This is a genomic window from Terriglobus roseus DSM 18391 (genome assembly GCF_000265425.1).
Lineage (GTDB): Bacteria > Acidobacteriota > Terriglobia > Terriglobales > Acidobacteriaceae > Terriglobus > Terriglobus roseus.
This window is the reverse complement of sequence record NC_018014.1, coordinates 1,002,277-1,025,680: the sequence shown is the minus strand read 5'-3', so window position 1 is coordinate 1,025,680 and position 23,404 is coordinate 1,002,277. Positions and strand designations below refer to the sequence as shown.

Here is a 23,404-nt window from a genome sequence, read left to right as displayed (position 1 = left end):
CAACAAGTGCACAGGTGGCCGAGTGGTTAATGGCAGCAGACTGTAAATCTGCCACGCAACGCGTTACGGAGGTTCGAATCCTCCCCTGTGCACCACAAGTTTTGTGGGGCACTCGGAACTTCTGAGTGGGGCGCCTGAGGTTAGGCGCAGGTAGCAAGCCGATGGATGGTCCGGGATCGCAGCAGCGCATGATCGTCGCACTGCTGGTGATTGCAATCGCCGCCGTCGGTGTGTACTTCACGATTGAGCCCGGTAACTACCGGTCGCTGGCGTGGGTTGTGTTAGGTTTTTTCGCGTTTCGCGTGTGGATCGGGCGTATGCACCGTCAACGAGTGGAACGCGAGCAAGGCTGAGGGTATCCTTGGCAGAGAAGCTGATGTAGCTCAGTGGCAGAGCACTCCCTTGGTAAGGGAGAGGTCGAGGGTTCAAGCCCCTCCATCAGCTCCAGTTTTCAACCTTCGGTTGACGGAGGGCGTGGCTGTAGCCAGCGCAAAGCGGGCGGGAGTAACTCAGTGGTAGAGTGACAGCCTTCCAAGCTGTTCGTCGCCGGTTCGATCCCGGTCTCCCGCTCCAAAGATTGGTAGTTTTGAGGTCGTAGAGCGAAGCATGTACGAGCAGGCCACAATCGCGGTAGAGAACCAGAGCGGCTTCGGTGCCGTGAAGTCGGCAATCGACGACTCCTTTTCCAATGGCAAAGTCTCAGAATTCCTGAAGTCGCTGGAGCGAAGCAAGTTACGCATCCGCAACTTTGAGGAGGTCGCCGCAGCTGGCAAGCTGGGTCCGCAGATCTCTGAGGCGTACAAGTCGTTGGGCGATGGCGATCAGGGCATGATCCGCGAGCACTACCTGTCCACTCTGGAAAAGGTTGATCCTGCACTGCGACAGAAGTATCTGAAGGTCTACGCCTACTACTGAGGCCGCGGACCGACTCCCCGCATACAAAAGTTTTCCTGGGCTTGGAGCCGCGCCGTGCGGCAGCCCGAACATGACCTTGAAACGCGAGCTTGCATTGGCAGCGGGCTCAAAACACCAGGAGAAACATCATGGGTAAGGAAAAGTTCGACCGGTCCAAGCCGCACGTTAACGTGGGCACGATTGGTCACATCGATCACGGCAAGACGACGCTTACGGCTGCGATCACGAAGGTTCTTTCCAAGCACAACCCGAAGAACAGCTTCCGTTCGTTCGACACGATCGATAACGCACCGGAAGAGCGCGAGCGCGGTATCACGATCGCGACGTCGCACGTTGAGTACGAGACGGCGAACCGTCACTATGCTCACGTTGACTGCCCGGGCCACGCCGATTACATCAAGAACATGATCACGGGCGCAGCGCAGATGGACGGTGCGATCCTGGTGGTTGCAGCGACCGACGGCCCGATGCCCCAGACGAAGGAGCACGTTCTGCTCGCTCGCCAGGTTGGCGTGCCGTACATCGTTGTGTTCCTGAACAAGTGCGATGCGGTGGAAGACGAAGAACTGATCGACCTGGTCGAGATGGAAGTTCGCGAGTTGCTCAGCAAGTACGACTTCCCTGGCGATGACGTTCCCGTCATCCGTGGTTCGGCGCTTGGCGCACTGAACGGCGAAGCACAGTGGGAAGCGAAGATCGACGAGCTGATGGATGCTGTCGACAAGAACGTTCCGCAGCCTGACCGCCTGGTCGACCTGCCGTTCCTGATGCCGATCGAAGATATCTTCTCGATCTCGGGTCGTGGAACCGTCGTCACCGGCCGTATCGAGCGTGGCAAGATCAAGGTCGGCGAGCCGGCTCAGATCGTTGGCTTCCGCGACACGCAGAACACGACCGTCACCGGCGTTGAAATGTTCAAGAAGCAGCTGGACGAGGGTCTTGCTGGTGATAACGCGGGTCTGTTGCTCCGCGGTACCGCCAAGGACGACGTTGAGCGCGGCATGGTTCTTGCCAAGCCGGGTTCGATCACGCCGCACACCACCTTCAAGGGCGAGATCTACGTCCTGAGCAAGGAAGAGGGCGGCCGTCACACGCCGTTCTTCGACGGCTACCGTCCGCAGTTCTACTTCCGCACCACCGACGTCACCGGTTCGGCGAAGCTGCCGGCTGGCACGGAGATGGTGATGCCGGGCGACAACATCGCTCTGGAGATCACGCTGCACACGCCCGTCGCCATGGAAAAGGGCCTCCGCTTCGCCATCCGCGAAGGCGGACGTACCGTCGGCGCTGGCACCATCTCCGAGATCATCAAGTAGTTCGAACGTCAGTTCGAACTACTCAGGTCCAGGCTTCAGCCCGGACAGGGCGATGAACTCGAAGAAGCATCAAGAAGGGCCGTAGCGAAAGCTGCGGCCCTTTCTGCTGCTCGTCCTAGGAAAACGTTTGCTAGGATTCTCTCCGGGCCAATTCTGGAGGTTCTTCCGTGCGTTGGATTCTTTCAAGCTTGCTGTTGGGCGCGCTACCCTTCTCTGCGGTTCAGGCCGACGGTCCGACCGCTCCGAACGGCAGACACTATCTGTCGCAGCCGCTGATCTCCGAGATCTACACGGCCGATCCATCGGCACACGTCTTCGGTGGCAAGCTCTACATCTACCCTTCGCACGACGTCCCGACCGAGACCCCGGACGACGACCTGGGCAATCAGTACGCCATGCACGACTACCGCGTCCTGCGGTTGGATCGTGTCGGCGGCCCGGTCACCGTCGGACCCGTAGCGCTCGAAGTAAAGAATGTCCCCTGGGCATCGAAGCAGATGTGGGCTCCTGATGTGGCCTACCGCAACGGCACCTACTTCCTCTACTTCCCCGCCCGCGACAAGGAAGGCCACTTCCGCATCGGCGTCGCAACCTCGACCAATCCCATGGGGCCATTCAAGGCCGATCCCGAACCGATCAAAGGCAGTTACAGCATCGATCCCGCAGTCTTCACGGACGCGGATGGCCAGAGCTACATCTACTTCGGCGGCATCTGGGGCGGACAGCTTGAGAACTGGCCGACCGGACAGTTTGTCGCCGGATCGACGACCGACCTGAAGCAGGACGACAAGCCTGCACTGATGGCGAAGTGGGCCAGACTCTCGCCGGACATGAAACACTTCGCCGCACCCGCGAAGGATGTCGTCATCCTGGGCGACGACAACAAGCCGCTGCTGGGCGGCGACCACGATCGCCGCTTCTTCGAAGCCTCATGGATGTTCAAGCGCGACGGCCAGTATTACTTCACCTACTCCACCGGCGACACGCACTTCTTGGCCTATGCCACGGCCAGATCGCCCGTCGGTCCCTTCCACTACCGTGGACACTTCCTGCTGCCGGTGCAGGGCTGGACGACGCATCACTCCATCGCGGAGTGGAACGGCAAGTGGTGGCTCTTCTACGCGGACACGCAACTCTCCAACAAGAATCACCTGCGCAACGTGAAGATGACGGAACTGCACTTCAACGCAGACGGATCCATCCAGGTGGTCGATCCGTTCACGCGTTGACGGTAGATAGGTCGATCGACTTCCTCAGGATGTACCCGTTCAAGAGCATCAATCCAAGAGAAGGCAGCGACTCCAGAATGCTGTCCCGCACTTTAACGCGGACACAGAACGCAATGAGCATAAGCAGCGCCAGCCCTCCCGAAGAAACCCGCAGGGCGCGCGGCCACTTGTAGCCCACGAGCAGGCCCGCGCCTCCAAGCAGCTCAAGCACACCCGTCAGTATGCGCAGTTCTGGCACGCCGAATCTTCGAAAGTCACTCACCATAAAGTCTGAGTGAAAGCAGAGAAAACCATAGACAAGGAAGATGGCGCTCGAAAGACCAATCAGGAGCGCCTGCACGCTCACAGTGCGACTCCCCACGCATAGTGGGCCACCACGAAAAGGCAAAGCAGAAGCAGCACAAAGGCCGGCATCGACCGATGCCAGGCGTGATGCACGCGCAGGTGAGCAAGGATCGCGCAGACCATCAGTAAGGCCATCAACGCCGCAGGGATGAGTGCCAGCCGCGGGTACCAGATCCCGGCTACCAGCAAGGTCGAAAGCGAGATCTTCGTTGCACCAACGAAAGTTCGTACCCTCTCCGGCAATTCGTATTCCTCAAACTCTTTGACCACATTCCGATAGTTCACAGTCCAGACGTAAATGACTGAGGCAGCGATCACTACCTGGGCTACTTCGGGGAGATACTTCATTTTCTGTGGCTCTTTCTGAGACAAGTGCGTAGAGCCGTTACATCGTGAAAGTTTACTGGCCGTTGATCTTCAACTCGGCAGTTGGTACGCGGTAGCTTGCGGCCAGGGCAACGCCCTGTTTCAGGAAGGCCGCAGCCCGTTCCTTGTCAGCATGCGCCTCACATTGCGGCGTGATGTAACTCTCCCACGCAGGGACACTCCGCATGGCGTCCTTGACCACAGCACTCCCTTCCTGCCTCGAGAGGAAAGGAGCCGCAAGGAGCACTGGGAACTTGCCTGGCCCGGCATTCACAAAGCAGGCAATGTACATAGGCTCGCCCTTAACTGCAGCTTCCGTATCCGCCAGTTGCAGTCGGTCACGCAGCTCCAGGCCATCCGCGTCAATGATCACCTCTCGCACCGGGAGCTGACGCAGAGCCTCCGCGTGAGCATTACCACCAGACGCAATAAAGGAGGCGCGATCGGCCGTGGCGTCTTCCAGCGACATACTGACAGAGCACCCCGACTCGCTTACCTCCAGTGCAGACTGCGACCGGACGAGGCGCTCGAAAAAGTCGGTACGCGTCTCCGGCGCGCCGAAGCGAACAATCTGTGAGACCAGGATGGCCGCCTTCCGCTCATGCTCGTAGCTGAAGCAGTAGACATACTGCGGCGACTCCGCAAAAGCACACCGCGCCGCACCCGGCAGAGCCAGGGCAAGAACGCACAAAGCCGTAGAAAGTCGCATAGGGAGCTCCTCGTTACTGCCGGGGAGCAGACGCCGCGATTGTGCCACGCACAATCCATTCCACGCAACATAAATCCAGACGCCTTGCAGTGGTGAAAGGAGGCGTTCCCCTACGGCCCCCAATCGGAGCCGTGAGACCGCGCGTGCGCCAGCACTTTCCCGATCCCAAACGGTGCGAATCGTTTGTGGATGCGTCGTGGCTTCCCCCGATGGTCGAAATCGGCTATCATAAGTTGTTCGCCCGGCCTGCGGTTTCGTGGTGCATGAGGCTTTTCCTGGGTGCGAGCCCCGGAAGTACAGGGGCGTAAGCTCAACGGTTAAACTGTCGGTCTCCAAAACCGAACTTCTCGGTTCGAATCCGAGCGCCCCTGCCAGTTCCAAGTAACACAACGAAGCGATATGCCGAAGGCATGTCGCGGCGTGTTCGGCAGTAACAATGCACTACCGCAGCACACAGCAGCGAAGAAGAGTCGAGGCAGGGTATGGCGAAGGCAATCGCAGTAGCAGAGAACACCGGTGTAGAGCGCGCGCGGGGCCAGTGGGAAAAGCTGACCGGCTTCCTGGGCGATGTACGCAGCGAAATGCGCAAGGTGTCCACGCCGTCCACGGCAGAGACGCGCACGACGACCGCCGTGGTCATCATCACGGTCTTCGCCTTCGCGGCCTACTTCTGGGCTGTGGATTTCGGCATCAACCACACGCTGAACGCGCTGATCACCAAGCTCACCCAGCGCTAACGCGAAAGTTTTTAGCCGCACCGCGGCATAGCAGGACGAATTCGTCAGGCAAAGAAGGTAAAGATGTCCGAAGAAGTGATGTTGCCGGAAGGCGCAAAGGCCGTGGAAGAAGAGCAGATCGCAGCCGAGCACGGTGCCGAAGCCGAAGTGGCAGAAGCTGCCGGCGAGCCCGCGCCCGAGAGCAACCTGAAGTGGTACATCATCCATGCCTACAGCGGCTTTGAGCGCAAGGTTAAGGAATCGCTCGAGAGCCGCATCCGCGCCTTCGGACTCGAGCACAAGATCGGTCGCATCGAGATCCCGGTTGAGCCGGTGACCGAAGTCCGTAACGGCAAGAAGTACACCATCGACCGTGTCTTCCTGCCCGGCTACGTCTTCGTCGAAATGGACCTCGACAACGACCTGTGGCACCTGGTGAAGAACACGCCGCGCGTCACGGGCTTTTTGCAGACGGGTGACACCCCCAACGCTCTGAGCGAAGCCGAAGTGAACAGCATGCTGAACCGTGCGGATGTCACGAAGGACAAGCCGAAGCTCAAGGTCAAGTTTGAGAAGGGCGAGCAGGTCCGCATCACCGAGGGACCGTTCGCAAACTTCAACGGTGCAGTGGACGACGTAAATGAAGACAAGCAGACCCTGAAGGTAATGGTCAGCATCTTCGGACGTCCGACGCCGACCGAAGTCGAATTTTCACAGGTGGAGAAGCACGTCGAGTAGCGGAAACTACCCGGCCGGTCTTTCGAAAGAAAGCGTGGCTTCAACAATACAAAGCAATACCGTCGTGAACAGGTGGCTTCTACCCTTGCCGCGACCAAAACACTACGAGGGATAGATACATGGCACCGAAGAAAATTACTGGATACGTCAAGCTGCAGGTGATGGCCGCCAAGGCAACACCCGCACCGCCCATCGGCCCCGCGCTCGGTCAGGCGCAGGTCAACATCATGGAATTCTGCAAGCAGTTCAACGACCGCACGAAGGATCCGGCAATGGCCGGTCTGACGATCCCGGTTGTGATCACTGTATTCGCAGACCGTACCTTTACCTTCGTCACCAAGACGCCTCCCGCTCCCGTGCTCCTGCTGAAGGCTGCCGGCGTGGCCAAGGGTTCGGGCACACCGAACAAGACCAAGGTTGGTTCCGTGACCGAAGCGCAGATCCGCGAGATCGCAACGCAGAAGATGCCCGACCTCAACGCAGCTTCCGTCGAAGCCGCTATGAAGAGCATTCGCGGCACCGCCCGCTCCATGGGCCTCGACGTCACCGCGTAAGAACCTGCTCAACCAAACACGAAGGGCGCGGAGATCTTCTCCGCGCCCTTCTACTTTCTGTCGGACGTTACTGCAGCAGGGACACTGCCACTGCCGTCATCGCCACCACACCCGTCTCAATGGCCGGCTTGTAGTCCGGCGCAAACAGCGGCGAGTGGATATCCGGCAGAGTCTTCCCTGCCTTGGCCGCGCTGGCCAACGACACCGGCTCGCCCGCACCCAGGCGGAAGAAGGTCATGGGAATCTTGTACCCATCCGTCAGGTAGCCCACATCTTCGCTGCCCATGACAGCAGCCTGGGTTAGCACCTTGTCCGCACCCAGCGCAGCCGCCGCGGCCTTCCGCACGCGCTCCGTTAAAGCCGCATCATTCACCGTCGGCTCAGTCGCCTCCGGATGCGTGATGGTCGGCATCTTGTCCGCGGGCAGACCGTAAGCCACCGCCACGCCATTCGCCGCATTCCGAATCCCATCCAGCAGCTTCTGCCGCGTGGCCTCGTCATAACTGCGAATCGTCAGGCCCAGCGTGGCCTCCGGCGGAATGATGTTGTTCTTCGTGCCCGCATGAAACGTGCCCACCGTGATCACACCGGGAGACTGCGGTGAGATCTGGCGGCTCACAACCCCCTGCACAAGGTTGATGAACTCAGCGCCCATGTAGATCGGGTCCTTGGAGTTCTGCGGCTGGGAACCATGCGCACCCGCTCCATGAAAGACAATCGTCACGGAGTCCGCGCTCGCCATCATCGGCCCTGAACTAATGCCAACCGAGCCCGCAGGAATGTTACCGAAATCGTGCATGCCCACGACGTAATTCGGCCGTGGAAAGCGTGTGTACAGGCCGTCGTCCATCATCGCCTTCGCGCCCTGGATCACTTCTTCCGCAGGCTGCCCCACCATCATCACCGTGCCATGCCAGTCCTTCTTATGCTGCGCTAGTTCCGCGGCCACTCCGAGAAAAGCGGACATATGCACGTCGTGCCCGCAGGCATGCATCACGCCCACATCATCACCCTGCGGCGTCTTGCCTCGAACCTTACTGGCATAGACCAACCCCGTCTCTTCGGTCACCGGGAGCGCATCCATATCGGTACGAATTAGGACGGTCGGGCCCGCCCCATTCTTCAACAGGCCCACGACGCCGAAGGCACTGGCCCCGTCCGCATACTTGCCAACATGATCAGTAACGTCATAGCCCAGGCGCTTCAACTCGCCCGCTACAAACGCCGACGTCTTCTCTTCCTGCCGCGACAACTCGGGAGCAGCATGTAGCGCAAGATACGTCTTCTCGAGCGCAGGCATCTGCGCATCCACTTCGCGGCGCAAGGTATCAGGGGGAATCTGTGCCATCGCGGGCAGCGCCAGCGTAGCCAGCAGGACAAGCGAAGGGAGTCTCATGGCGCGAGTATATGCGACAAGGACTCGACCTTCGCAGCCCGTCTCGAAGACTTAGACCGAGGTAGGCAGGGCCTTCTGCGCCGGCATCAGTGCCAGCTTGAGTTCATCCGCTAGCGTACCCAGCGGGTTGTTGATCGTCTTCTTCACGATGGTCATCAGCGACTCACCACGCTTCTGCATCAGGTAAGCCGCCGTTACGCCCGCAACAAGCGTGGCAATAAATACAAAGCGCTGAATCTTCATCCGTGTAACCTCCAGTACGTCTCCAGTGTGGACGCTGCGTGGAAGGCGTGGGTTGGATGCACCGCCCCGCATTCACCGCCGAAACGCGCTACCGCCCACGTAGCTTGTTGATATCGCGTCGGTCACGCTTGGATGGCCGACCCGCTGTGTCGACGTCCCCCCATGGGCTGCTCTTGCGCAGTTCGTCTTCCTTTTTACGCGCGGCAATGCTGGCGTCGGTCTCTCGGTACAGCGTCTGCGCAACAGCCGCCGGACCGCGGACATCGCTCAGCGCCAGGACGTCGACGACATACGTACCGCTGTCGTTCGTGAGGGTGACCGTATCGCCCACCTTCACATCGCGCGAGGGCTTCGCAGGCAGATCCCGCAGCTTCACCCGCCCCAGCTCACACGCCTTCACAGCCAGCGCGCGTGTCTTGAAGAAGCGCGAGGCCCACAGCCATTTATCAATCCGCACAGCATCCATCGTGCTCGATCATACTGCGCAGCTTTCCTCCCCTGCTACCATCGCTTCATCCCTGCATGAGCACTTACCCCGTAGCCTTTGCCGTCTTCTGCGCTGCCTTCGCGCTCGTCACCGTCGCTGGATTTCTCGCGGCACGCTGGCGCCGCCCCTCCGGCGGCATGCAGTCGCTGGACGAATGGGGCTTGGGAGGCCGCAGCTTCGGCACCGTCATCACGTGGTTCCTGCTGGGTGGCGACGTCTACACGGCATACACCGTCATCGCGGTGCCTGCGGCGCTCTACGGCGCGGGCGCCATGGGCTTCTTCGCCGTGCCGTACACCATCCTGATCTACCCGTACATGATGGTCGTGCTGCCGCGTCTCTGGAAGATCTGCCACAAGCACGGGTACGTCACCTTCGCCGACCTGGCGCGCGGTCGCTTCGGCTTCCGGCCGCTCACCGTCGCCATCGCGCTCACCGGCATCCTCGCGCTGATGCCGTACATTGCGCTGCAGCTTGTCGGCATGAAAGTCGCGCTGGCCGCGATGGGCCTGCAGGGCGAGTGGCCGCTGATCATCGCCTTCGTCATCCTCGCGGTCTACACCTACTCCGCCGGCTTGCGCGCACCCGCTATCATCGCCGTCATTAAGGACCTGATGCTCTACATCATGGTCTTTGCCGCCATCATCATCCTGCCCGCAAAGCTCGGCGGCTTCGCACACGTCTTCGCTGTCGCGAAGGCAGCGCTGCCGACGCACAATCCGGCAGGCTCGGTACTGTTGAAGGCCGGTCAATCGCTACCGTATGCGACGCTCGCCATCGGTTCTGCGCTCGCGCTCATCCTCTACCCGCACACAGCCACGGCGACGCTCTCATCCTCTGGCCCGCAGACGTTGCGGCGCAACGCCGCCCTGCTGCCTGCGTACACGCTGATGCTGGGCCTGCTGGCGCTGCTGGGCTACGTCGCTATTGCCGCGAACGTCGTCTCGGCGGACAAGTCCGAAGTCATCCCGCTGCTCTTCCTCAAGATGTTTCCGCAGTGGTTCGCGGGCTTCTGTCTGGCAGCGGTTGCAGTCGGCGCTCTGGTGCCAGCGGCCATCATGAGCATCGCTGCGGCCAACCTCTTCACACGCAACCTGTGGGGCGAGTTCGCTCGCACACCGCTCACTCCCGCGAAGGAAGCCGAGCAGGCGAAGATCGTCTCGCTCGTTGTCAAGTTCGGCGCACTCGCCTTCGTGCTTGAGACGCCGGGCTCCTACGCTATCGAGATGCAACTGCTGGGCGGCATCTGGATCACGCAGCTCTTCCCTGCCGTCGTCTGCGGAGCGTTCCTGCGGCGCAGGCTGCATCCGTGGGCGGTCTTCACCGGATGGGCCGTAGGCATGCTCTGCGGTTCGGCCATGGCCATCGCGCTTGAGTTCAAGGGCTCAGGCGTCTACCCGATCCGCGTCTTCGGTCAGACATGGGCCATGTACGCCGCCATCCCGGCACTGCTCCTGAATCTGCTGTGCAGCTTCGGCCTGTCGCCGGTCTTCGAGTCGATCCGAGCCTTCCCGGAACACAAGGACTCCATCGCGACAGCCTAAGGCGTAGGCACGGCCGGAGCCTGCGGACGCACCATGCGGTAGAGATGCCGGAAGGCATACGCTTCCGTTGAACCGGCGGGCCGAACCTCTTCCAGGATCTCAAGCAGATTGCGCCGGACCGTCATCACCATGTGGATCTCGGATGGCTTGCCGCTGTCCGTCCCGGAGCCCACCATCTGCAGCGTTCCGCGGCCTGCCTTCAGTGAGTCGAATCCGCTCATGCGATATACATGCGCTGCCTTGCCATTCGAAGCTTCGCTAAAGGCTTGCTTTGCCGGATCGAAGACGACGCTATCGTCTTCCTGCACAGTCTTGGTCGGACCGTCGTCGTAGATGTAATGCCAGTTCTGCGCCGCGTCACCGGAGATCGTGAGCCACGTTGGCAGATCCACGCGCTTAGTCGACCCGGCTGGCTCGCTGTAGTCGCGATACTCCAACACGCCAACCCAGTTCCCATGCAAAGCCGCAGCCAACTCAGGGAGTGGCTGCGGCGATGAAATAGGTGGAGACTGAAATGGTAGGACCGCGAGAGCAGCAGACAGCAGCAGGGCGCGCATACGCGATCCTACCCCGGGCCTAGAAAATCTTGAAGTGGATTGTCAGGTACTTCTTCGGGTCGCTGCGGATCGTATTCACCAGCGACTGCGAGTCGACGGCCAGCTTATCCAGGTTGTGATACAGCGCAGGGTCCTTGACCAGCAGACCAGCCGTGCCCTCACCCTTGTCGATGCCGGACATAATGCTGTCCAGACGCGTCACGGTGCTGTTGAGCTTGTCAGCAAATACCTGGTCCTTGGTCAGCAAACCTAGCGCACCCTTACCCTGATCGGCCTGCGCCATGATGTTGTTGGCGTGGACGAGCGTGGCATTCAGATTGTTGTAGAGCGAGTCGTCCTTCAGCAGCTTGCCTGCACTACCCTTACCCGCGTCCAGATCGCTGGCGATCTTGTCCAGCTTTGCCGTCGTGGAGTTCAGGTGGTTGTACATCGACTCGTCCTTCAGCAGCTTGCCCACGGAACCCTTGCCATTGTTCAGGTTTACCTCAAGCTTATGCAGTTCGTCGACGGTATCGCTCGCGCGGCGGTACAACGTGTCGTCATAGATCAGGCCGCCAACGGATCCCTTACCCTGCGAAATGGTATCGACGATACGGTCCATCTTCGCCAGGATGACGTTCAGACTCTCGATCGTTCCTTGGCTCGCTTTCACCACGTCCTGCAGATTGGGGCTTTCCAGCGTCTTGATCTCATCGCCGTCCTGAAGCTCCGGTCCGGTGGCGACCTGGCTGTTCAGATCGACAACCGTATCACCGAGAACGCCCACGGTCGACAGCGCAGACTTCGTGTCCTTGCGCAGATCTTTCTGGTACTTACCGTCGATGCGCATAACCACCTGGATCGGCGTCAGCTTACGCGACGGGTCGTCGACCACATTCACGGCCTTCACCGTACCGATGGTGACGCCCTGCAGGTTGACGGCAGCACCGTCCTTGATACCTGCGGCATTCTCAAAGTAACTGGTGACCGTCAGCTTGTGCGAGAACAGGCCTAGACCCGAAGAGCTGGTGATCAGGAACAGTAACGTTACCAGCATCGCGGCGGAGACGATCACAATGATGCCCACCTTCAACTGCGACCATTTCACTTCACTCTGGCTGGGCATGCGCTATCTATAACTCCCCGGAACGCAGACGGCCTTCCAGCCGCTCCTGCAAACCTCTTGGTTTTCTTGAACCTTACGGTAAATGGATGCAAAACGCAGCCCATTCGTTTCAAAAGCCTTGTTGACCCGCTTTAATGGGATTCCAAAATGACCGTCGCGATCGCCATCGCCCGGCTGTGCGACAGACTCAGGTGGGATGACGTGACCCCCATGGCCGCAGCCCGCTCGGCCGCGCGGCCATGGAAACGCACCGCAGGACGTCCGCCCGGCAGGTGTGTCACCTCAATCTCCTGCCAGCTCACACCCTTTGCAATGCCCGTCCCCAGCGCCTTCGCGCCGGCCTCTTTCGCGGCGAAGCGAGCAGCCAGGCTTTCTGCACTGTTCTTCTTCTTCAGGCAATAGTGGATCTCTCCGGCAGTGTAGATGCGCTGAAGAAAACGCTCGCCAAACCGTTCGATGGAGTTGGCAATCCGGTCGATCTCCGTCAGGTCTGTCCCTGTCCCTACGATCACGCGTCATCCCTCGTACCAACAACAATGCCCTACGGCATCACCGTACCATTCTGCGACACACAAACTTGCATCGTCCTGTAATCGGCTATTCGTCCGCGCCGATATCTGTTACGTGGCTGATAAATTTCAACACGAGCCCGCTCAACCTCAAATCCGGCTGCAGGGCTTCACCCACAGCCAGCACGCCGTGCTGCTCCCGCGACTGACACGAGCCATCGACGTTGCCGGCGGATGGGTTCTCAGGCGCCGTGTCCTCTCCGCAACCGCCGTCGAACTTTCGATTGAGCTCCAGTTCCCCGCACTGCCCGAGATCTACGGTGCCTTGCTGGGCTGCGGCCTGCAACTGACGCGCGACAGCCATCACGCCCTCTCCGAGCGGTGCAACTGCAGCCTGCACATGCGGCCGCGTCGCGGCACGTCGTCCTACCTGCTGATCCGGCTCGAAGTCCACTTCCGCCCGGAGCCAATCCAACCGCTCGATCCCACCCGTCCTTGACGCTAGCCGCCGCGCTCCCCCTCTTCCGGCGCCACGCGGTAGACTGGAAGGGCCCATGCCGCCCATCATCGTTGCACGCCAACTCGGCAAGACCTACCGCTCCGGCAAGATCGAAACGCACGCTCTCCGCGACGCGACATTCTCCGTAGATCCGGGCGAGTTCATCGCCATCGTAGGGCCCTCGGGCTCCGGTAAATCGACACTTTTCTACCTGCTCGGCGGCCTCACGCGCGCCACAGGCGGTTCGGTTCTCATTGATGGCGTGGACTTCAGCGCGCTCTCCGATGCGGAACGCACGCGCCGCCGCGGCGAAAAGATCGGCTTCGTCTTCCAGCGCTTCAACCTGCTGCCCACGCTCTCAGCCCGCGGCAACATCGAGCTGGCCCACCAGATCGCAGAGACTGGCAAGCCGCTGGATCAGGCCCTGCTGCAGCGCCTGGCAGAACTGCTGCGCATCGAAGGCCGCCTCGACAACCGTCCCAGCGAACTCTCCGGCGGCGAGCAGCAGCGCGTCGCCATCGCGCGCGCCCTCATCACGCACCCCGCCATCATCCTGGCCGACGAGCCAACCGGCAACCTCGACACGGAGAACTCCGACACCGTCCTGGAGATGCTGCGCCACGCCTCGAAAGAGCTGGGCCAGACCGTTCTGATGATCACGCATAATCCTGAGGCCGCTGCCGTCGCCGACCGCATCCTCTATGTGCGCGACGGCCGTCTGCACGAGACACCGCCACCGCCCCGCGAAGACAAAAAGCCGCTCATCAGTAGCCTCCTCGCCGGCTAGTCCAATACGACAATCTTCCGTGTGCCCCATTCTTTCCAAAGGAAAGGGTGGGGCATTCGTGCAGCGCGAATCCCAGTCACAAAATCGACGCCTTGACCGCATCTCCCGCGGCCCACTAACGTGGCTCCGGGCAAGTACCCGCGGGTGCTGCCGCCGCCAAATCTGCGCACCGGGGTCCATCGTGTCACACAGGCTTCTCGTCTCCACCCTCGCCCTCTGCACCACTCTGACCCTGGCTGCCCAGACCGTGCCGCAGACGGCCACCGCCCCGGCAACACCGCAGCCCATCTCGAAGACACCCCCCAACCACCCCGACGACGTCGCCGGCATTCCCGTCAACTACGACGAGACCAAGGTCGGTGCCTACACACTGCCCGACGCGCTCGTCCTGTCCGACGGCACCCCGGTGACCACCACAAAACAGTGGGAGACCAAACGCCGGCCCGAGATCGTCCGCCTCTTCGAGACGCAGCAGTTCGGCATCGCACCCGGCCGCCCAACAGGACTTACCTTCGACGTCTTCGACGCGGGAACACCCGCGCTGAACGGCAAGGCCATCCGCAAACAGGTGATGATCTGGTTCAACGGTAAACCGAAAGACGGGGAAAAGCCCGGCCCGCACATCCAGCTGCTCGAATACGTCCCCGCCGCAAAGTTCGCCGCACACAAGCCCGCGCCCATGCTGCTCAGCATCAACTTCGGCGTCGCCCAGAACGCGGCCGACGACCCCGGTATCAAGCCCGAGCAGGTCTGGGATCCCAAGACCAACACGCGCGTCGACGCGGCCGCGGGACGCAACTTCGGCAAGCTGAACACAGACGCCCTGCTCGATGCCGGCATCGGCATCGCCACCTTCTACTACGGGGACGTTGATCCGGACTACGTCGGCGGCTTCTCCAACGGCATTCGCGCAACCAACCTCAAGTCGCAGACAGACCGCCCCGGAGACGCCTGGGGCACCATCGCCGCATGGTCCTGGGGTATGAGCCGCGTGCAGGATTACTTCGAAACGGACAAAGCCGTCGACGCCAAACGAGTCGCCATCCACGGCATCTCGCGCCTGGGCAAGACAGCTCTCTGGGCCGGCGCGCACGACCAGCGCTTCGCCGCCGTCATCGCAAGCTGCAGCGGCGAAGGCGGCGCCGCCATCAGCCGCCGCAACTACGGCGAAACCATCGCCCACATGACCGCGCCAAGCCGTTACCCATACCAGTTCGCCGCCAACTGGGCCCGGTACAGCGGCTTCCCCGACACCGCGCCCATGGACGCGAACCTGCTCGTCGCCCTCGTCGCACCACGCCCGCTGCTCCTGCAAACCGGCGACACCGACTTCTGGTCCGACCCCAAAGGCGAGTTCCTGTCAGCCGTAGCCGCAGGCCCCGTCTGGAAGCTCTACGGCAAGCAGGACCTCGGTACCACAACCATGCCGCAGGCAAAGGAAGCCATCCTGCACGACCTCTCCTACGAAATGCACGACGGTGGCCACGGCATGGTTCCCAGCGACTGGAACGTCTACGTCGACTTCCTGAAGATGCACCTGCACCCGGAACGCTGACGCACCTCTCGATCACAAGAAAGCCCGCCATTTCGGCGGGCTTTTCTTATGTCAGCGTTCTCGACCAGATGATTAGAAGACCTGGAAGTTCACACTCACAAGAGTGTTGGTTGCCACCAGCACTCCGTTCCGCACCGCAGGCCGAAACGTCCACTGCTTCACCGCATCCATCGCCGCTTTGGAGAGAAGAGGGTCCGGTGATGTCACCGCCTGAACGGCATCCACCCGCCCTGTCTTTCCAATCGAAAGACGCAGCGTCACCGCCCCGCTCGTACCGTTCTTGCGCGCCTCGGCCGGAAACTCCGGGTCCACCTGAGTTAGCAGCACAGGCCGATCCTGTTCAGACATCGCGCCGCCGGGTCGAATAAGCTCGGCACCTTCAAACGAAAAGGTCACAGTAATGTTCGTCTCAACCGACGTGGGGTTTCCGTTCAGCAGGTAGGGCCGGTAGACCCACTGACGAACAGCGTCCATCGCGGACTCTGTCAGTGCCCTGTCCGGCGAACTGACAAGCTGAAGCTGCTGGATCTTGCCAGTCTCGTCGATCAAAGCACGAAGCACCACCGCACCGGAAATATGCGCGTCCTTCGCACTCTGCGGATACTTCGGCTGCACCTTGGTGAGGACCTGCCCGGCCATGATGCCGCCCTCAATCTTCGCAGGCTTGTTCGCACCCTGACCCGGTACAGGCGGAGGAGCGGGAGCCGTAGGTTCGGCCGGCATCGACGGCGGCTCAATCCGCGCCATCAGACGCTTCGCCTCCGCCTGCTGCCGAAGAGCTTCGCGCATCTGCTGCGTCGCCTCTGCCCGCTGCTTCTTGCCCTGCTCGATCTGCTGCCGTGCTGTCTCCAGCGCCTCACGCACCTGTGCATCCATCTTTGCGTGATCGAAGTTGCGTGCTGCTGCAATCTGCGCCTGGAACTCCGGCGAGTTTATCCGCGCCCGCATCTGCTCGGCCTCCGTAATCTGCTTCTTTATCTGCGCCTTCCACTCCGGCGATTCGTAGTAGGCCTTCATCTTTGCCGCGTCGGCAATCACCTTCGGATCCACACGAAAATCCCTACGCTTATCCAGTTCCGCCTGCATCTTCGGATCGATCATGAATGAGTTAGTGTCACGCTGCCGATTGCGGCCACTCACCGCCGCTAACTGCTGCTCCGCCGTTTCAATCACAACCTGAGCCGTCGCCAGCCGACTGCGCTCCGCATCAGTTGTCGCGGACATCGCCGCCTCCGCCAGTTGATGGTGGGCGTTCTGCAACTGCTGCTGCGCATGATCGCCACCGATCAACTGGGATGCAGCGTCATCCGTTGCATTCAAAGCCTGTGTCGCTCCCGCATCCTTCGGATGTGCAAGCGCGGGCTGCACCTGCACCATCGCCGCAGCCATCACCGCGACGGCCGCTAGTCCTGCCGCTGCCACACCGCGCGCCACACGCTTCGCTCCGGTCTCCTGCGGCTTCGTACTCATCATCGTCTGCATTCGTTCCTCCATGGCTCCCGCCACGCCGAACAGTGGGAGGCCCGCCGTCGCAGACCTCCTGCCGTGTTGCAGACGACCGCCGCGAACGGCCGCCCGGTATCCGCCATGAGGGCGAATGTCGCTGTCGAACAAACCCAATCCAAAGAAGCCAAGACCAAACAGACCCAGCCCCACGCCCGCTCCGCGCAGACCACCGGAACGCTCCGCCACCTGCAGCAGCGCATGCGCATAGCCACTCGCCGACCCCAACCGCTCGGCCGCCTCTGCATCGCAGGCCATCTCCCGCGTCTGCCGAACACGCCTCGCTGTCCACAACGCCGCAGGGTGAAAGCCGACCGGCAACAGCAGCAGCGAACACACCGCATGCAACGCAGGATCGCCCCGCCGCAGGTGCGCCAGTTCGTGCGCCAGGATCGCCTCGATCTCGGCAGCGGACATCTCCTCCACGCACGCAGCGGGCATCAGCAACGTAGGCCGCAGAACACCCGCCAACGCCGGTCCCGCAAGCCCCTCGGTCAAAGCGGCAGAAGGCGTCTCGCAACCGATCGCATCGCACTGCCGGCGCAACGCCAGCACAATCTCCGGCGGCATCGGCAACGTGTTCGAAGTGCGCAGCAGCGAGCGCGTACGCCGCCATCCCACCAACAACCGGAAAGCAAGACCCATCGCGATCAGCGCGTAGACCAGCGTGATGCCCCGCGCCACACGCGGCGAAAGTTGAAACGCAAACGGCGTCGGCGACAGCACATGACGCTCAAACGCCAGCTTCCACGCAGGCTCGCGCATTGGCTGGAAGTCACCGAAGGCAACAGTCACACCGCCACTCTCCGCGTCGATCAGAGCAGCACGAGCCGCTGCAACAGCAGCACGATGCGCAAGCACCGTAGAAACCAACGGCACCGCGACACACATCGCCAGCGTCGCAACCCACAACACATGCGCGATGCGAACATGCGGCCGTCCAATCCGCACAGCCAGCGCCGCCGCGCACGCCAATAAAGGCACCTGCCACATCGCATGCAGCGCGAAAGCCGCTACCTCCTGCTCCACGGCAAAGCCCGTGCCCATCACAAATGCGTGCATCGCGCCTGCTACCAGGCCGCTCATCCCCGCGCCTCTTTCGCAGCAGCCTCGGCACTCTTCTCCGCCGCCTGCAAAGCCTTGCGTGCGCGTTGCAGATCTTCCGCGCCCACCTGCCCCGCATCCACCATGGCAAGCAACATCGCCTCGGCCGACCCGCCAAACATGCGCTTCACCAGGTCGCTGATAGCCGAACCCGCAGCGCGCTCCCGCGTTACCGTCGCACGATAGCGATAGGCCCGGCCCTCCGCCACACGCTTGACGCGCCCCTTGCGCAGCAGCACCTGCAGCATCGTCTGCACGGTGTTGTAGGCCAGATTGCCGGCCAGTTGCGGCACCACCTCAGAGGCAGTGCTGGGCCCGGCAGACCACAGAACCTGCATGATCTCGAGCTCCAGCGGCGTCAGAGCTTGCTTGTCGATGGACTTACTTGCAGTGGGTGCGGGCATGGACGGCGCTAACTCCTAAGACTTTAGGAGTACTCTGCGCCCGGAGACGCTCCGCTGTCAACTAAAAGTTTAGGAGGATTCACAAGGTCGGTTCCAGCACGCAACCAACGCGGGGTCGCAACAAAACAAAAGGGGCGCGGCCGAAGCCACGCCCCTCCGTGAATACGCCACAAACCTACCAGAGCACGCCCTTCACCGGCTGCAGAGGCTCGGGCAAAGACCGCTCGCCCAGCGCCTGCCGCAGGTTGATCTCGATGGTCCGGCACATCGAACTCAGCGGGATGTCATAGATGGAGTTCTCAAACGGATCTTCCAGGTCGCGCCCGATCTTGTCCAGGGCAAGGAAGATAAAGCCCACCAGCGTCGATCCCAGCGGCGTAAACCATCCCATGCTCTGCACCAGGCTCAGCGGCAGCAACAGGCAGTAGATCTTCACGAACAGTTGCGGATAGTAGTCATACTGCTTGGGCATCGGTGTGTTCTTGATGCGCTCCGATCCGCCCTGCAGGTCGCCCAGGTCTTCCAACGACCGATCGAGCGCAGACCATTGCAGACTGTCGATCCAGTCCTTCTCCAGCGCCTGGCGGACCATATCACTCTGCCACATGCTGATCGTCAACGGTATGTTCTTCTGGTCCTTCAACAGAACCAGGTCGTCTTCTTCCAGCATGCCGTGCAGCTCATCCAGCGGAGGCAGGCCGCGCAGCTGTTGCTTGAGCGCATTCACCCACGCAATCTGCAGATGCACCATGCGGCACTGCATCGCCCGAACGGTCTCCCGGTCGGACTCCTTCTGCGGTGCAATGGCGGTCAGCACCTGGCGCGTCCACGCACGGGAGTTGTTCACGATCCCGCCCCACAACGTTCGCGCCTCCCACCAGCGGCCGTAGCTGCTGTTATTGCGGAAGGCAACGATCAAACCGATGGCCGAACCAAACAACGCCAGCGGAATATGCGGCAGGGCAACCCAGTCCCAGTGCAGCACTTTGTAGAGCAAAACGATGGCAAGGTCATACAGGAACAGTGTCAGCAGTGGAAGCCCGACATAACCGATTAAATGGCGGATCTGTGGTCCGCGTGGAACGATCATGCGCGCTTCTCCTGCGACTCGTCTGCGGCAGCCGTCTCGCGTACAGAGACAAACTTGTTCTGTGCCTCATCGAAAATCCGCACATCACCGCTCGCAATGTCGTAGACCCAGCCCGACACGCTCAACGCTCCACGTGCGATCGCGCCCGCAACCGAAGGATGCGTCCGCAGATGCTGCATCTGCAGCAGCACGTTCTGTTCCGTCATCGTCTTCAACGACGTCGTTCCGTCGTCCACGGTGGACGCGACGCGCTTCGCCGCATCGGCATTGCGCAGCCAGCTCTTCACCGTCGGCATCGCATCCAACTGACCTTCACCGGCCAGGATGCCCTTCATCGCACCGCAATCGGTGTGCCCGCAAATAACTGCGTGCTGCACCTTCAGCGCATCCACTGCGTACTCGATCACGGCACTCACGCCGCCCATCATCTCGCCGTACGCCGGCACCATGTTGCCTACGTTGCGCGCCACAAAAATCTCACCCGGGACGCTGGCGGTCAGCGCCTCTGGGTCGATCCGTGAGTCTGCGCAGGTAATCAGCAGCGTGTGCGGCTTCTGCGGATGCGTCGCCGCGTACTCATATTCGGCCTGACGCGCGGGATACGTCTCGCGCTGAAACTTCAGGATTCCCTCTTTTAATGTGTTCAGTGTCGGATCTTGTTTTTCGGGCATGTGGGGACCAACTCCTTGGGGAAACTCTCCAATGACTCTATACGGCAGACGAAGGCCATTGGGAATGCAAAAGTTTTCCAGACTTCCGCAATACTCCGTAAGACGAGCGAAAAGTTTTCCGGACAGTATCCCCCTCACCATTTCGTGAGTCTGTCATCGATTCACCGGAACCTTTGCCAACTGCTGCAACATTCCGTGAGGTTTCGACTTCTAAGTCCCAAACGGTCCTGCCCGGCGAGTCCCTGCCGCCGCCATCGCGCGGCGCCTGTATCCTGCCCGCAGCACACCCGAGGAGATCTGAACCATGGCCGCACCCGACCAGACCACACCGACCGCTAAGCCCCTTCCGACTCCCGCCGGTGGCTACAACCGCCGCCGCTTCCTGACGGCAGCGGGTGTTGCAGGAGCCGTGGCAGCAGCGGCCACCGTCGTCGGTTGCAGCGACAGCACCACCCCCTACGTCGATGCGGCCACACAGCCCGAGATCGACGTCCTCAACTTCGCGCTCAACCTCGAATACCTCGAGGCGACCTTCTACAGCTACATCGTGACCGGTAAAGACCTGCCCAGCAACCTGACCGGCGGCGGTCCCGCCCCTACCGGCGCACCGGCACAGATCACTTTTCCCAACGCACAGATCAACGATCTCTTTGCCGAAATCTACTTCGATGAGGCCTCGCACGTCTCTGCACTGCGCACCGCACTGGGTCAGTCCATCGCCGTCGCACGGCCGCAGATCAACCTCAGCGCCCTCGCCGCCATCACCACGGCAAATTACCTGCAGATCGCCCGCCTCTTCGAAGACGTGGGTGTGACAGCCTATGCAGGCTCCGCAGCAAAGCTCACAGGCAACAACCTCACTGCGGCCGCACAGATCCTTGCCGTCGAAGGCTTCCACGCGGGCGCACTGCGTCTCCTCGCCATCCAGCAGGGCGCCACCTACCCCAGCACCCTCGCTGGCTATGTTCCCGCCGATGGCTTTGACGTGAAGCCGGCAGACCCTGGCACGGTCGCCCTATCCCTCGCCGGTCCTACCACTGCAAACGGCGGATTCTTCGCCACCGCTGCCAATGGAACCCCAGGCCAGACCAACACCTACACCGGCTTCGCCTTCCAGCGGAGCACCTCCCAGGTGCTGGCGATCCTCTACGGCAACGCCACAGCCGGCACCGCCAAGGGTGCATTCTTCCCCAATGGAGTCAACGGCAATATCACCACGGTGTAATCGGAGGAATATTTCTATCTATTCCTTCGAAACCCTGCGACTGCATTGATATCCTTGTGATTGTGCGTATCTCAGTTCTCCCCCTTTTCCTCGCCCTCCCGCTTGCTCTAATCGGCTGTAATTCAAAGCCCGTAAACGCAGCGGCCGACGCGCGCCACATGGACGAGGAGATCAACGCAGCTCGCCAGGATCTCAGCAAGATCCCGCCGCCTTCAAAGAATCTCTACATGTCCATCTCCAGCATGAATGAGTGGCAGAACCCGTCACTCACCGTGCAGGAGAAGATGATTTCGATCCACGTACTCATGCGCGACGCCAACCCGTCCGACCTCGGCAAAGGCACCATGCTGCGCCCGGAAGCAGCACGCAAGCAGATCCTGAACATCGATCCAGCCAACCTCGCCGAGGCGCTCAACGCCATCCCAAAGGACGCCTGGCCCTACGGCCGCGTCGTCGCCATCGAAGAAGCGCACGACGCACCGCCCAAGGCCCGCGCCCAGCTTCGCCGCAACATCGAGAAGGCCATCGACACCCTCGGCAACATCGGCGTCGTAGCCGACGAGTGGAACGGCGATCGGCCCGTGGGCGTCCGCTAAATAGCCACCAGAAATCAAAAGGCCGCTCCTCAGGAGCGGCCTTTCTTATTGCCTTGAAACCACCTATCGGGTTGCGATCTGAACCTCATCTGCCGTCGACCGCAGATACTTGTGCGGATTCACCGCAACATTGCGCAGACGCACCTCGTAGTGCACATGCGTGCCCGTCGTCCGGCCCGTCATGCCCACATAGCCGATCACCTGTCCGCGCACCACCTGGTCGCCCGTCGAAACATGGAAACCGGACATGTGCGCGTAAGCCGTCTTTACGCCGCCGCCGTGGTCGATCACAACTTCCTTGCCATAACCGTTGCCGATACCAGCCATCTCGACCACACCATCCGCCGTCGCGTGGATCGGCGTCCCGTAGGCCGCAGAGATATCGACACCCTTGTGGAACTCACCCTCACCCGCACTCAGCGGATCGCCGCGTCCGCCAAACGGCGACGAGACGGAACCCATCACCGGCCAAAGCGTCGGCAGATTTCCGCCCAGGCCCAGCCCAGCCGACAACGCCAGACCACCCAGCGACGCCCCGCCAAATGCATTGCCCGTCAGCATCCGCGTCGCCGTCCCGTCCATCGCCGTATTGCGCAGCGCATAGAAGTTCTGCAACGACTTGTAATAGCTCGCATTCGTGAAATTCGTCTCGGCAGTCGTCTCCGTGATCACGCCGGTCACAGGCTGTGCGCCCGCCGAACGGTGCAGACTCTTGCCCAGCAGCGCCACGCCACCCTGCGTTCCGCTAACGATCCCCTTTGCGGTGATGCCATACAGCGCAGAGACCTCGCTCGCCAGTGCACCCAGCGACGCCGCCTGCACTTCCTTTTCCTTCTCGCGCTTCTCCAGCTTGGCGTAGTCGCCCAGCAGAGCGTTATGCTCGCTCCGAAGCTGATTGAAACGCTCTGTCTTCAACAACATGCGCGAATACGATCCAGCCAGACCCGCCACCGTGAACAGACCGATCACAGCGGCGCTCACAAAGGCCCACGCGAATTTGAGAGGCACCGGGACCCGGCGGAGAGAGCCATCCTCATCACGCGAGACCAGTACGACATAAAAACTTTTCTTCTTCAAACTGGTATTTCTTTCCAGCGGTCCGACACGGCGCAAATGCGATTCGCCGATGTCGATTCCGATATGCGAGTTGCCAGCGTGCGACCAACCCAGTGTACCGGTCTGGCCCTGCTCCGTAAACCCGCCTGCGCAAACTGACTCAGTACTACTTTGTTCGGACGTGC

At 61.2% G+C, this 23,404-nt stretch carries 27 protein-coding genes and 4 tRNA genes; 17 read left to right on the top strand and 14 right to left on the bottom strand.

Going from position 1 to position 23,404, the window contains the following annotated elements; translation table 11 throughout:
- Positions 1–8 precede the first annotated feature (8 nt).
- From TERRO_RS04465 to TERRO_RS04435, 7 genes are all read left to right on the top strand, one after another.
- Positions 9–95: transfer RNA gene (locus TERRO_RS04465), tRNA-Tyr, on the top strand.
- Positions 96–161: 66 nt separating this feature from the next.
- Positions 162–353 carry a hypothetical protein gene (locus tag TERRO_RS04460; RefSeq protein ID WP_014784805.1) on the top strand — a complete coding sequence of 64 codons (192 nt, stop codon included), beginning with the start codon at positions 162–164 and terminating at the stop codon, positions 351–353.
- A gap of 19 nt (positions 354–372) precedes the next feature.
- A tRNA-Thr gene (locus tag TERRO_RS04455) sits at positions 373–447 on the top strand.
- Between the two features lie 51 nt (positions 448–498).
- Positions 499–573: transfer RNA gene (locus TERRO_RS04450), tRNA-Gly, on the top strand.
- A gap of 33 nt (positions 574–606) precedes the next feature.
- The gene (locus tag TERRO_RS04445) at positions 607–915 is read left to right on the top strand and encodes a hypothetical protein (RefSeq protein WP_014784804.1); all 309 of its coding nucleotides are present in this window, start codon (positions 607–609) and stop codon (positions 913–915) included.
- 128 nt (positions 916–1,043) lie between these two features.
- The gene (tuf, locus tag TERRO_RS04440) at positions 1,044–2,231 is read left to right on the top strand and encodes an elongation factor Tu (RefSeq protein WP_014784803.1); all 1,188 of its coding nucleotides are present in this window, start codon (positions 1,044–1,046) and stop codon (positions 2,229–2,231) included.
- A gap of 167 nt (positions 2,232–2,398) precedes the next feature.
- The gene (locus TERRO_RS04435; protein ID WP_014784802.1) at positions 2,399–3,460 is read left to right on the top strand and encodes a glycoside hydrolase family 43 protein; all 1,062 of its coding nucleotides are present in this window, start codon (positions 2,399–2,401) and stop codon (positions 3,458–3,460) included.
- On the opposite strand, the gene TERRO_RS04430 is transcribed toward TERRO_RS04435, so the two are convergent.
- Genes TERRO_RS04430 through TERRO_RS04420 form a run of 3 tightly spaced genes read right to left on the bottom strand, consistent with a single transcriptional unit; the run spans position 3,450 to position 4,880 of the window.
- Positions 3,450–3,806 (bottom strand): DoxX family protein, encoded by a 357-nt coding sequence (locus tag TERRO_RS04430; RefSeq protein ID WP_014784801.1) that lies wholly within the window; start codon positions 3,804–3,806, stop codon positions 3,450–3,452. The genes TERRO_RS04435 and TERRO_RS04430 overlap by 11 nt on opposite strands.
- Positions 3,803–4,153 (bottom strand): DoxX family protein, encoded by a 351-nt coding sequence (locus TERRO_RS04425; protein ID WP_014784800.1) that lies wholly within the window; start codon positions 4,151–4,153, stop codon positions 3,803–3,805. The genes TERRO_RS04430 and TERRO_RS04425 overlap by 4 nt, the downstream gene beginning before the upstream one ends.
- 52 nt (positions 4,154–4,205) lie before the next feature.
- Positions 4,206–4,880, bottom strand: coding sequence for a hypothetical protein (locus tag TERRO_RS04420; protein WP_014784799.1), 675 nt, complete (start codon positions 4,878–4,880; stop codon positions 4,206–4,208).
- Between the two features lie 298 nt (positions 4,881–5,178).
- Between TERRO_RS04420 and TERRO_RS04415 the strand changes: the two genes are divergently transcribed.
- From TERRO_RS04415 to rplK, 4 genes are all read left to right on the top strand, one after another.
- A tRNA-Trp gene (locus TERRO_RS04415) sits at positions 5,179–5,254 on the top strand.
- A gap of 108 nt (positions 5,255–5,362) precedes the next feature.
- Positions 5,363–5,617, top strand: a complete 255-nt coding sequence (gene secE, locus TERRO_RS04410) for a preprotein translocase subunit SecE (RefSeq protein WP_014784798.1) — start codon at positions 5,363–5,365, stop codon at positions 5,615–5,617.
- A gap of 63 nt (positions 5,618–5,680) precedes the next feature.
- Positions 5,681–6,334 carry a transcription termination/antitermination protein NusG gene (gene nusG, locus TERRO_RS04405; RefSeq protein WP_014784797.1) on the top strand — a complete coding sequence of 218 codons (654 nt, stop codon included), beginning with the start codon at positions 5,681–5,683 and terminating at the stop codon, positions 6,332–6,334.
- 119 nt (positions 6,335–6,453) lie between these two features.
- Positions 6,454–6,888, top strand: a complete 435-nt coding sequence (gene rplK, locus TERRO_RS04400; protein WP_014784796.1) for a 50S ribosomal protein L11 — start codon at positions 6,454–6,456, stop codon at positions 6,886–6,888.
- A gap of 67 nt (positions 6,889–6,955) precedes the next feature.
- Here the strand turns inward: rplK and TERRO_RS04395 are convergent, their stop codons facing one another.
- From TERRO_RS04395 to TERRO_RS04385, 3 genes are all read right to left on the bottom strand, one after another.
- Positions 6,956–8,284, bottom strand: a complete 1,329-nt coding sequence (locus TERRO_RS04395; RefSeq protein ID WP_014784795.1) for an amidohydrolase — start codon at positions 8,282–8,284, stop codon at positions 6,956–6,958.
- Positions 8,285–8,335: 51 nt separating this feature from the next.
- Entirely contained in the window at positions 8,336–8,527 is a 192-nt protein-coding gene (locus TERRO_RS04390; protein ID WP_014784794.1) for a hypothetical protein, read from the bottom strand.
- A gap of 88 nt (positions 8,528–8,615) precedes the next feature.
- Positions 8,616–8,993, bottom strand: coding sequence for an RNA-binding S4 domain-containing protein (locus tag TERRO_RS04385; protein WP_014784793.1), 378 nt, complete (start codon positions 8,991–8,993; stop codon positions 8,616–8,618).
- 56 nt (positions 8,994–9,049) lie between these two features.
- On the opposite strand from TERRO_RS04385, the gene mctP reads away from it, so the two are divergent.
- The gene (mctP, locus tag TERRO_RS04380; RefSeq protein ID WP_014784792.1) at positions 9,050–10,558 is read left to right on the top strand and encodes a monocarboxylate uptake permease MctP; all 1,509 of its coding nucleotides are present in this window, start codon (positions 9,050–9,052) and stop codon (positions 10,556–10,558) included.
- On the opposite strand, the gene TERRO_RS04375 is transcribed toward mctP, so the two are convergent.
- The 3 genes from TERRO_RS04375 to acpS form a co-directional block, all read right to left on the bottom strand.
- A complete protein-coding gene (locus TERRO_RS04375) occupies positions 10,555–11,115 on the bottom strand; it encodes a hypothetical protein (protein WP_014784791.1) in 561 nt (186 codons plus the stop codon). The genes mctP and TERRO_RS04375 overlap by 4 nt on opposite strands.
- Positions 11,116–11,134: 19 nt before the next feature.
- Entirely contained in the window at positions 11,135–12,220 is a 1,086-nt protein-coding gene (locus TERRO_RS04370) for an MlaD family protein (RefSeq protein WP_014784790.1), read from the bottom strand.
- Positions 12,221–12,351: 131 nt separating this feature from the next.
- Positions 12,352–12,732, bottom strand: a complete 381-nt coding sequence (gene acpS, locus TERRO_RS04365) for a holo-ACP synthase (protein ID WP_014784789.1) — start codon at positions 12,730–12,732, stop codon at positions 12,352–12,354.
- Positions 12,733–12,919: 187 nt separating this feature from the next.
- Between acpS and TERRO_RS23060 the strand changes: the two genes are divergently transcribed.
- The 3 genes from TERRO_RS23060 (at position 12,920) to TERRO_RS04350 (ending at position 15,570) form a co-directional block, all read left to right on the top strand.
- Positions 12,920–13,228 (top strand): hypothetical protein, encoded by a 309-nt coding sequence (locus TERRO_RS23060; protein WP_169315278.1) that lies wholly within the window; start codon positions 12,920–12,922, stop codon positions 13,226–13,228.
- Positions 13,229–13,283: 55 nt separating this feature from the next.
- Positions 13,284–14,015, top strand: a complete 732-nt coding sequence (locus tag TERRO_RS04355; RefSeq protein WP_014784787.1) for an ABC transporter ATP-binding protein — start codon at positions 13,284–13,286, stop codon at positions 14,013–14,015.
- Positions 14,016–14,196: 181 nt separating this feature from the next.
- Positions 14,197–15,570 (top strand): alpha/beta hydrolase family protein, encoded by a 1,374-nt coding sequence (locus TERRO_RS04350; RefSeq protein WP_014784786.1) that lies wholly within the window; start codon positions 14,197–14,199, stop codon positions 15,568–15,570.
- Positions 15,571–15,642: 72 nt separating this feature from the next.
- On the opposite strand, the gene TERRO_RS21835 is transcribed toward TERRO_RS04350, so the two are convergent.
- From TERRO_RS21835 to TERRO_RS04330, 4 genes are all read right to left on the bottom strand, one after another.
- A complete protein-coding gene (locus TERRO_RS21835; RefSeq protein ID WP_014784785.1) occupies positions 15,643–18,159 on the bottom strand; it encodes a TonB family protein in 2,517 nt (838 codons plus the stop codon).
- Positions 18,156–18,581, bottom strand: a complete 426-nt coding sequence (locus TERRO_RS04340) for a BlaI/MecI/CopY family transcriptional regulator (RefSeq protein ID WP_014784784.1) — start codon at positions 18,579–18,581, stop codon at positions 18,156–18,158. Before TERRO_RS04340 ends, TERRO_RS21835 begins: the two co-directional genes overlap by 4 nt.
- Positions 18,582–18,756: 175 nt before the next feature.
- A complete protein-coding gene (locus tag TERRO_RS04335; RefSeq protein WP_014784783.1) occupies positions 18,757–19,671 on the bottom strand; it encodes a bestrophin family protein in 915 nt (304 codons plus the stop codon).
- Entirely contained in the window at positions 19,668–20,342 is a 675-nt protein-coding gene (locus TERRO_RS04330; RefSeq protein WP_014784782.1) for a carbonic anhydrase, read from the bottom strand. The genes TERRO_RS04335 and TERRO_RS04330 overlap by 4 nt, the downstream gene beginning before the upstream one ends.
- Positions 20,343–20,646: 304 nt before the next feature.
- Between TERRO_RS04330 and TERRO_RS04325 the strand changes: the two genes are divergently transcribed.
- Together TERRO_RS04325 and TERRO_RS04320 are read left to right on the top strand one after the other, a co-directional pair.
- The gene (locus tag TERRO_RS04325; RefSeq protein WP_014784781.1) at positions 20,647–21,567 is read left to right on the top strand and encodes a ferritin-like domain-containing protein; all 921 of its coding nucleotides are present in this window, start codon (positions 20,647–20,649) and stop codon (positions 21,565–21,567) included.
- Between the two features lie 62 nt (positions 21,568–21,629).
- On the top strand, positions 21,630–22,163 hold the full coding sequence (locus tag TERRO_RS04320) for a hypothetical protein (protein WP_245536212.1): 534 nt from the start codon (positions 21,630–21,632) through the stop codon (positions 22,161–22,163).
- Between the two features lie 63 nt (positions 22,164–22,226).
- Here TERRO_RS04320 and TERRO_RS04315 read toward each other — a convergent pair whose 3' ends face one another.
- Entirely contained in the window at positions 22,227–23,240 is a 1,014-nt protein-coding gene (locus tag TERRO_RS04315) for a M23 family metallopeptidase (RefSeq protein WP_041592443.1), read from the bottom strand.
- Positions 23,241–23,404: the final 164 nt, after the last annotated feature.

What these genes read in the sequence shown, in the direction of transcription:
- TERRO_RS04340 (WP_014784784.1), bottom strand. Translation starts at nt 18,581, where the DNA reads ATGCCCGCACCCACTGCAAGTAAGTCCATCGACAAGCAAGCTCTGACG.
- TERRO_RS04390 (WP_014784794.1), bottom strand. Translation starts at nt 8,527, where the DNA reads ATGAAGATTCAGCGCTTTGTATTTATTGCCACGCTTGTTGCGGGCGTA.
- TERRO_RS21835 (WP_014784785.1), bottom strand. Translation starts at nt 18,159, where the DNA reads ATGAGCGGCCTGGTAGCAGGCGCGATGCACGCATTTGTGATGGGCACG.
- TERRO_RS04395 (WP_014784795.1), bottom strand. Translation starts at nt 8,284, where the DNA reads ATGAGACTCCCTTCGCTTGTCCTGCTGGCTACGCTGGCGCTGCCCGCG.
- TERRO_RS04445 (WP_014784804.1), top strand. Translation starts at nt 607, where the DNA reads ATGTACGAGCAGGCCACAATCGCGGTAGAGAACCAGAGCGGCTTCGGT.
- TERRO_RS04375 (WP_014784791.1), bottom strand. Translation starts at nt 11,115, where the DNA reads ATGCGCGCCCTGCTGCTGTCTGCTGCTCTCGCGGTCCTACCATTTCAG.
- tuf (WP_014784803.1), top strand. Translation starts at nt 1,044, where the DNA reads ATGGGTAAGGAAAAGTTCGACCGGTCCAAGCCGCACGTTAACGTGGGC.
- nusG (WP_014784797.1), top strand. Translation starts at nt 5,681, where the DNA reads ATGTCCGAAGAAGTGATGTTGCCGGAAGGCGCAAAGGCCGTGGAAGAA.
- mctP (WP_014784792.1), top strand. Translation starts at nt 9,050, where the DNA reads ATGAGCACTTACCCCGTAGCCTTTGCCGTCTTCTGCGCTGCCTTCGCG.
- TERRO_RS04370 (WP_014784790.1), bottom strand. Translation starts at nt 12,220, where the DNA reads ATGCCCAGCCAGAGTGAAGTGAAATGGTCGCAGTTGAAGGTGGGCATC.
- TERRO_RS04425 (WP_014784800.1), bottom strand. Translation starts at nt 4,153, where the DNA reads ATGAAGTATCTCCCCGAAGTAGCCCAGGTAGTGATCGCTGCCTCAGTC.
- TERRO_RS04420 (WP_014784799.1), bottom strand. Translation starts at nt 4,880, where the DNA reads ATGCGACTTTCTACGGCTTTGTGCGTTCTTGCCCTGGCTCTGCCGGGT.
- TERRO_RS04460 (WP_014784805.1), top strand. Translation starts at nt 162, where the DNA reads ATGGATGGTCCGGGATCGCAGCAGCGCATGATCGTCGCACTGCTGGTG.
- TERRO_RS04330 (WP_014784782.1), bottom strand. Translation starts at nt 20,342, where the DNA reads ATGCCCGAAAAACAAGATCCGACACTGAACACATTAAAAGAGGGAATC.
- secE (WP_014784798.1), top strand. Translation starts at nt 5,363, where the DNA reads ATGGCGAAGGCAATCGCAGTAGCAGAGAACACCGGTGTAGAGCGCGCG.
- rplK (WP_014784796.1), top strand. Translation starts at nt 6,454, where the DNA reads ATGGCACCGAAGAAAATTACTGGATACGTCAAGCTGCAGGTGATGGCC.
- TERRO_RS04325 (WP_014784781.1), top strand. Translation starts at nt 20,647, where the DNA reads ATGGCCGCACCCGACCAGACCACACCGACCGCTAAGCCCCTTCCGACT.
- TERRO_RS04355 (WP_014784787.1), top strand. Translation starts at nt 13,284, where the DNA reads ATGCCGCCCATCATCGTTGCACGCCAACTCGGCAAGACCTACCGCTCC.
- TERRO_RS04335 (WP_014784783.1), bottom strand. Translation starts at nt 19,671, where the DNA reads ATGATCGTTCCACGCGGACCACAGATCCGCCATTTAATCGGTTATGTC.
- TERRO_RS04385 (WP_014784793.1), bottom strand. Translation starts at nt 8,993, where the DNA reads ATGGATGCTGTGCGGATTGATAAATGGCTGTGGGCCTCGCGCTTCTTC.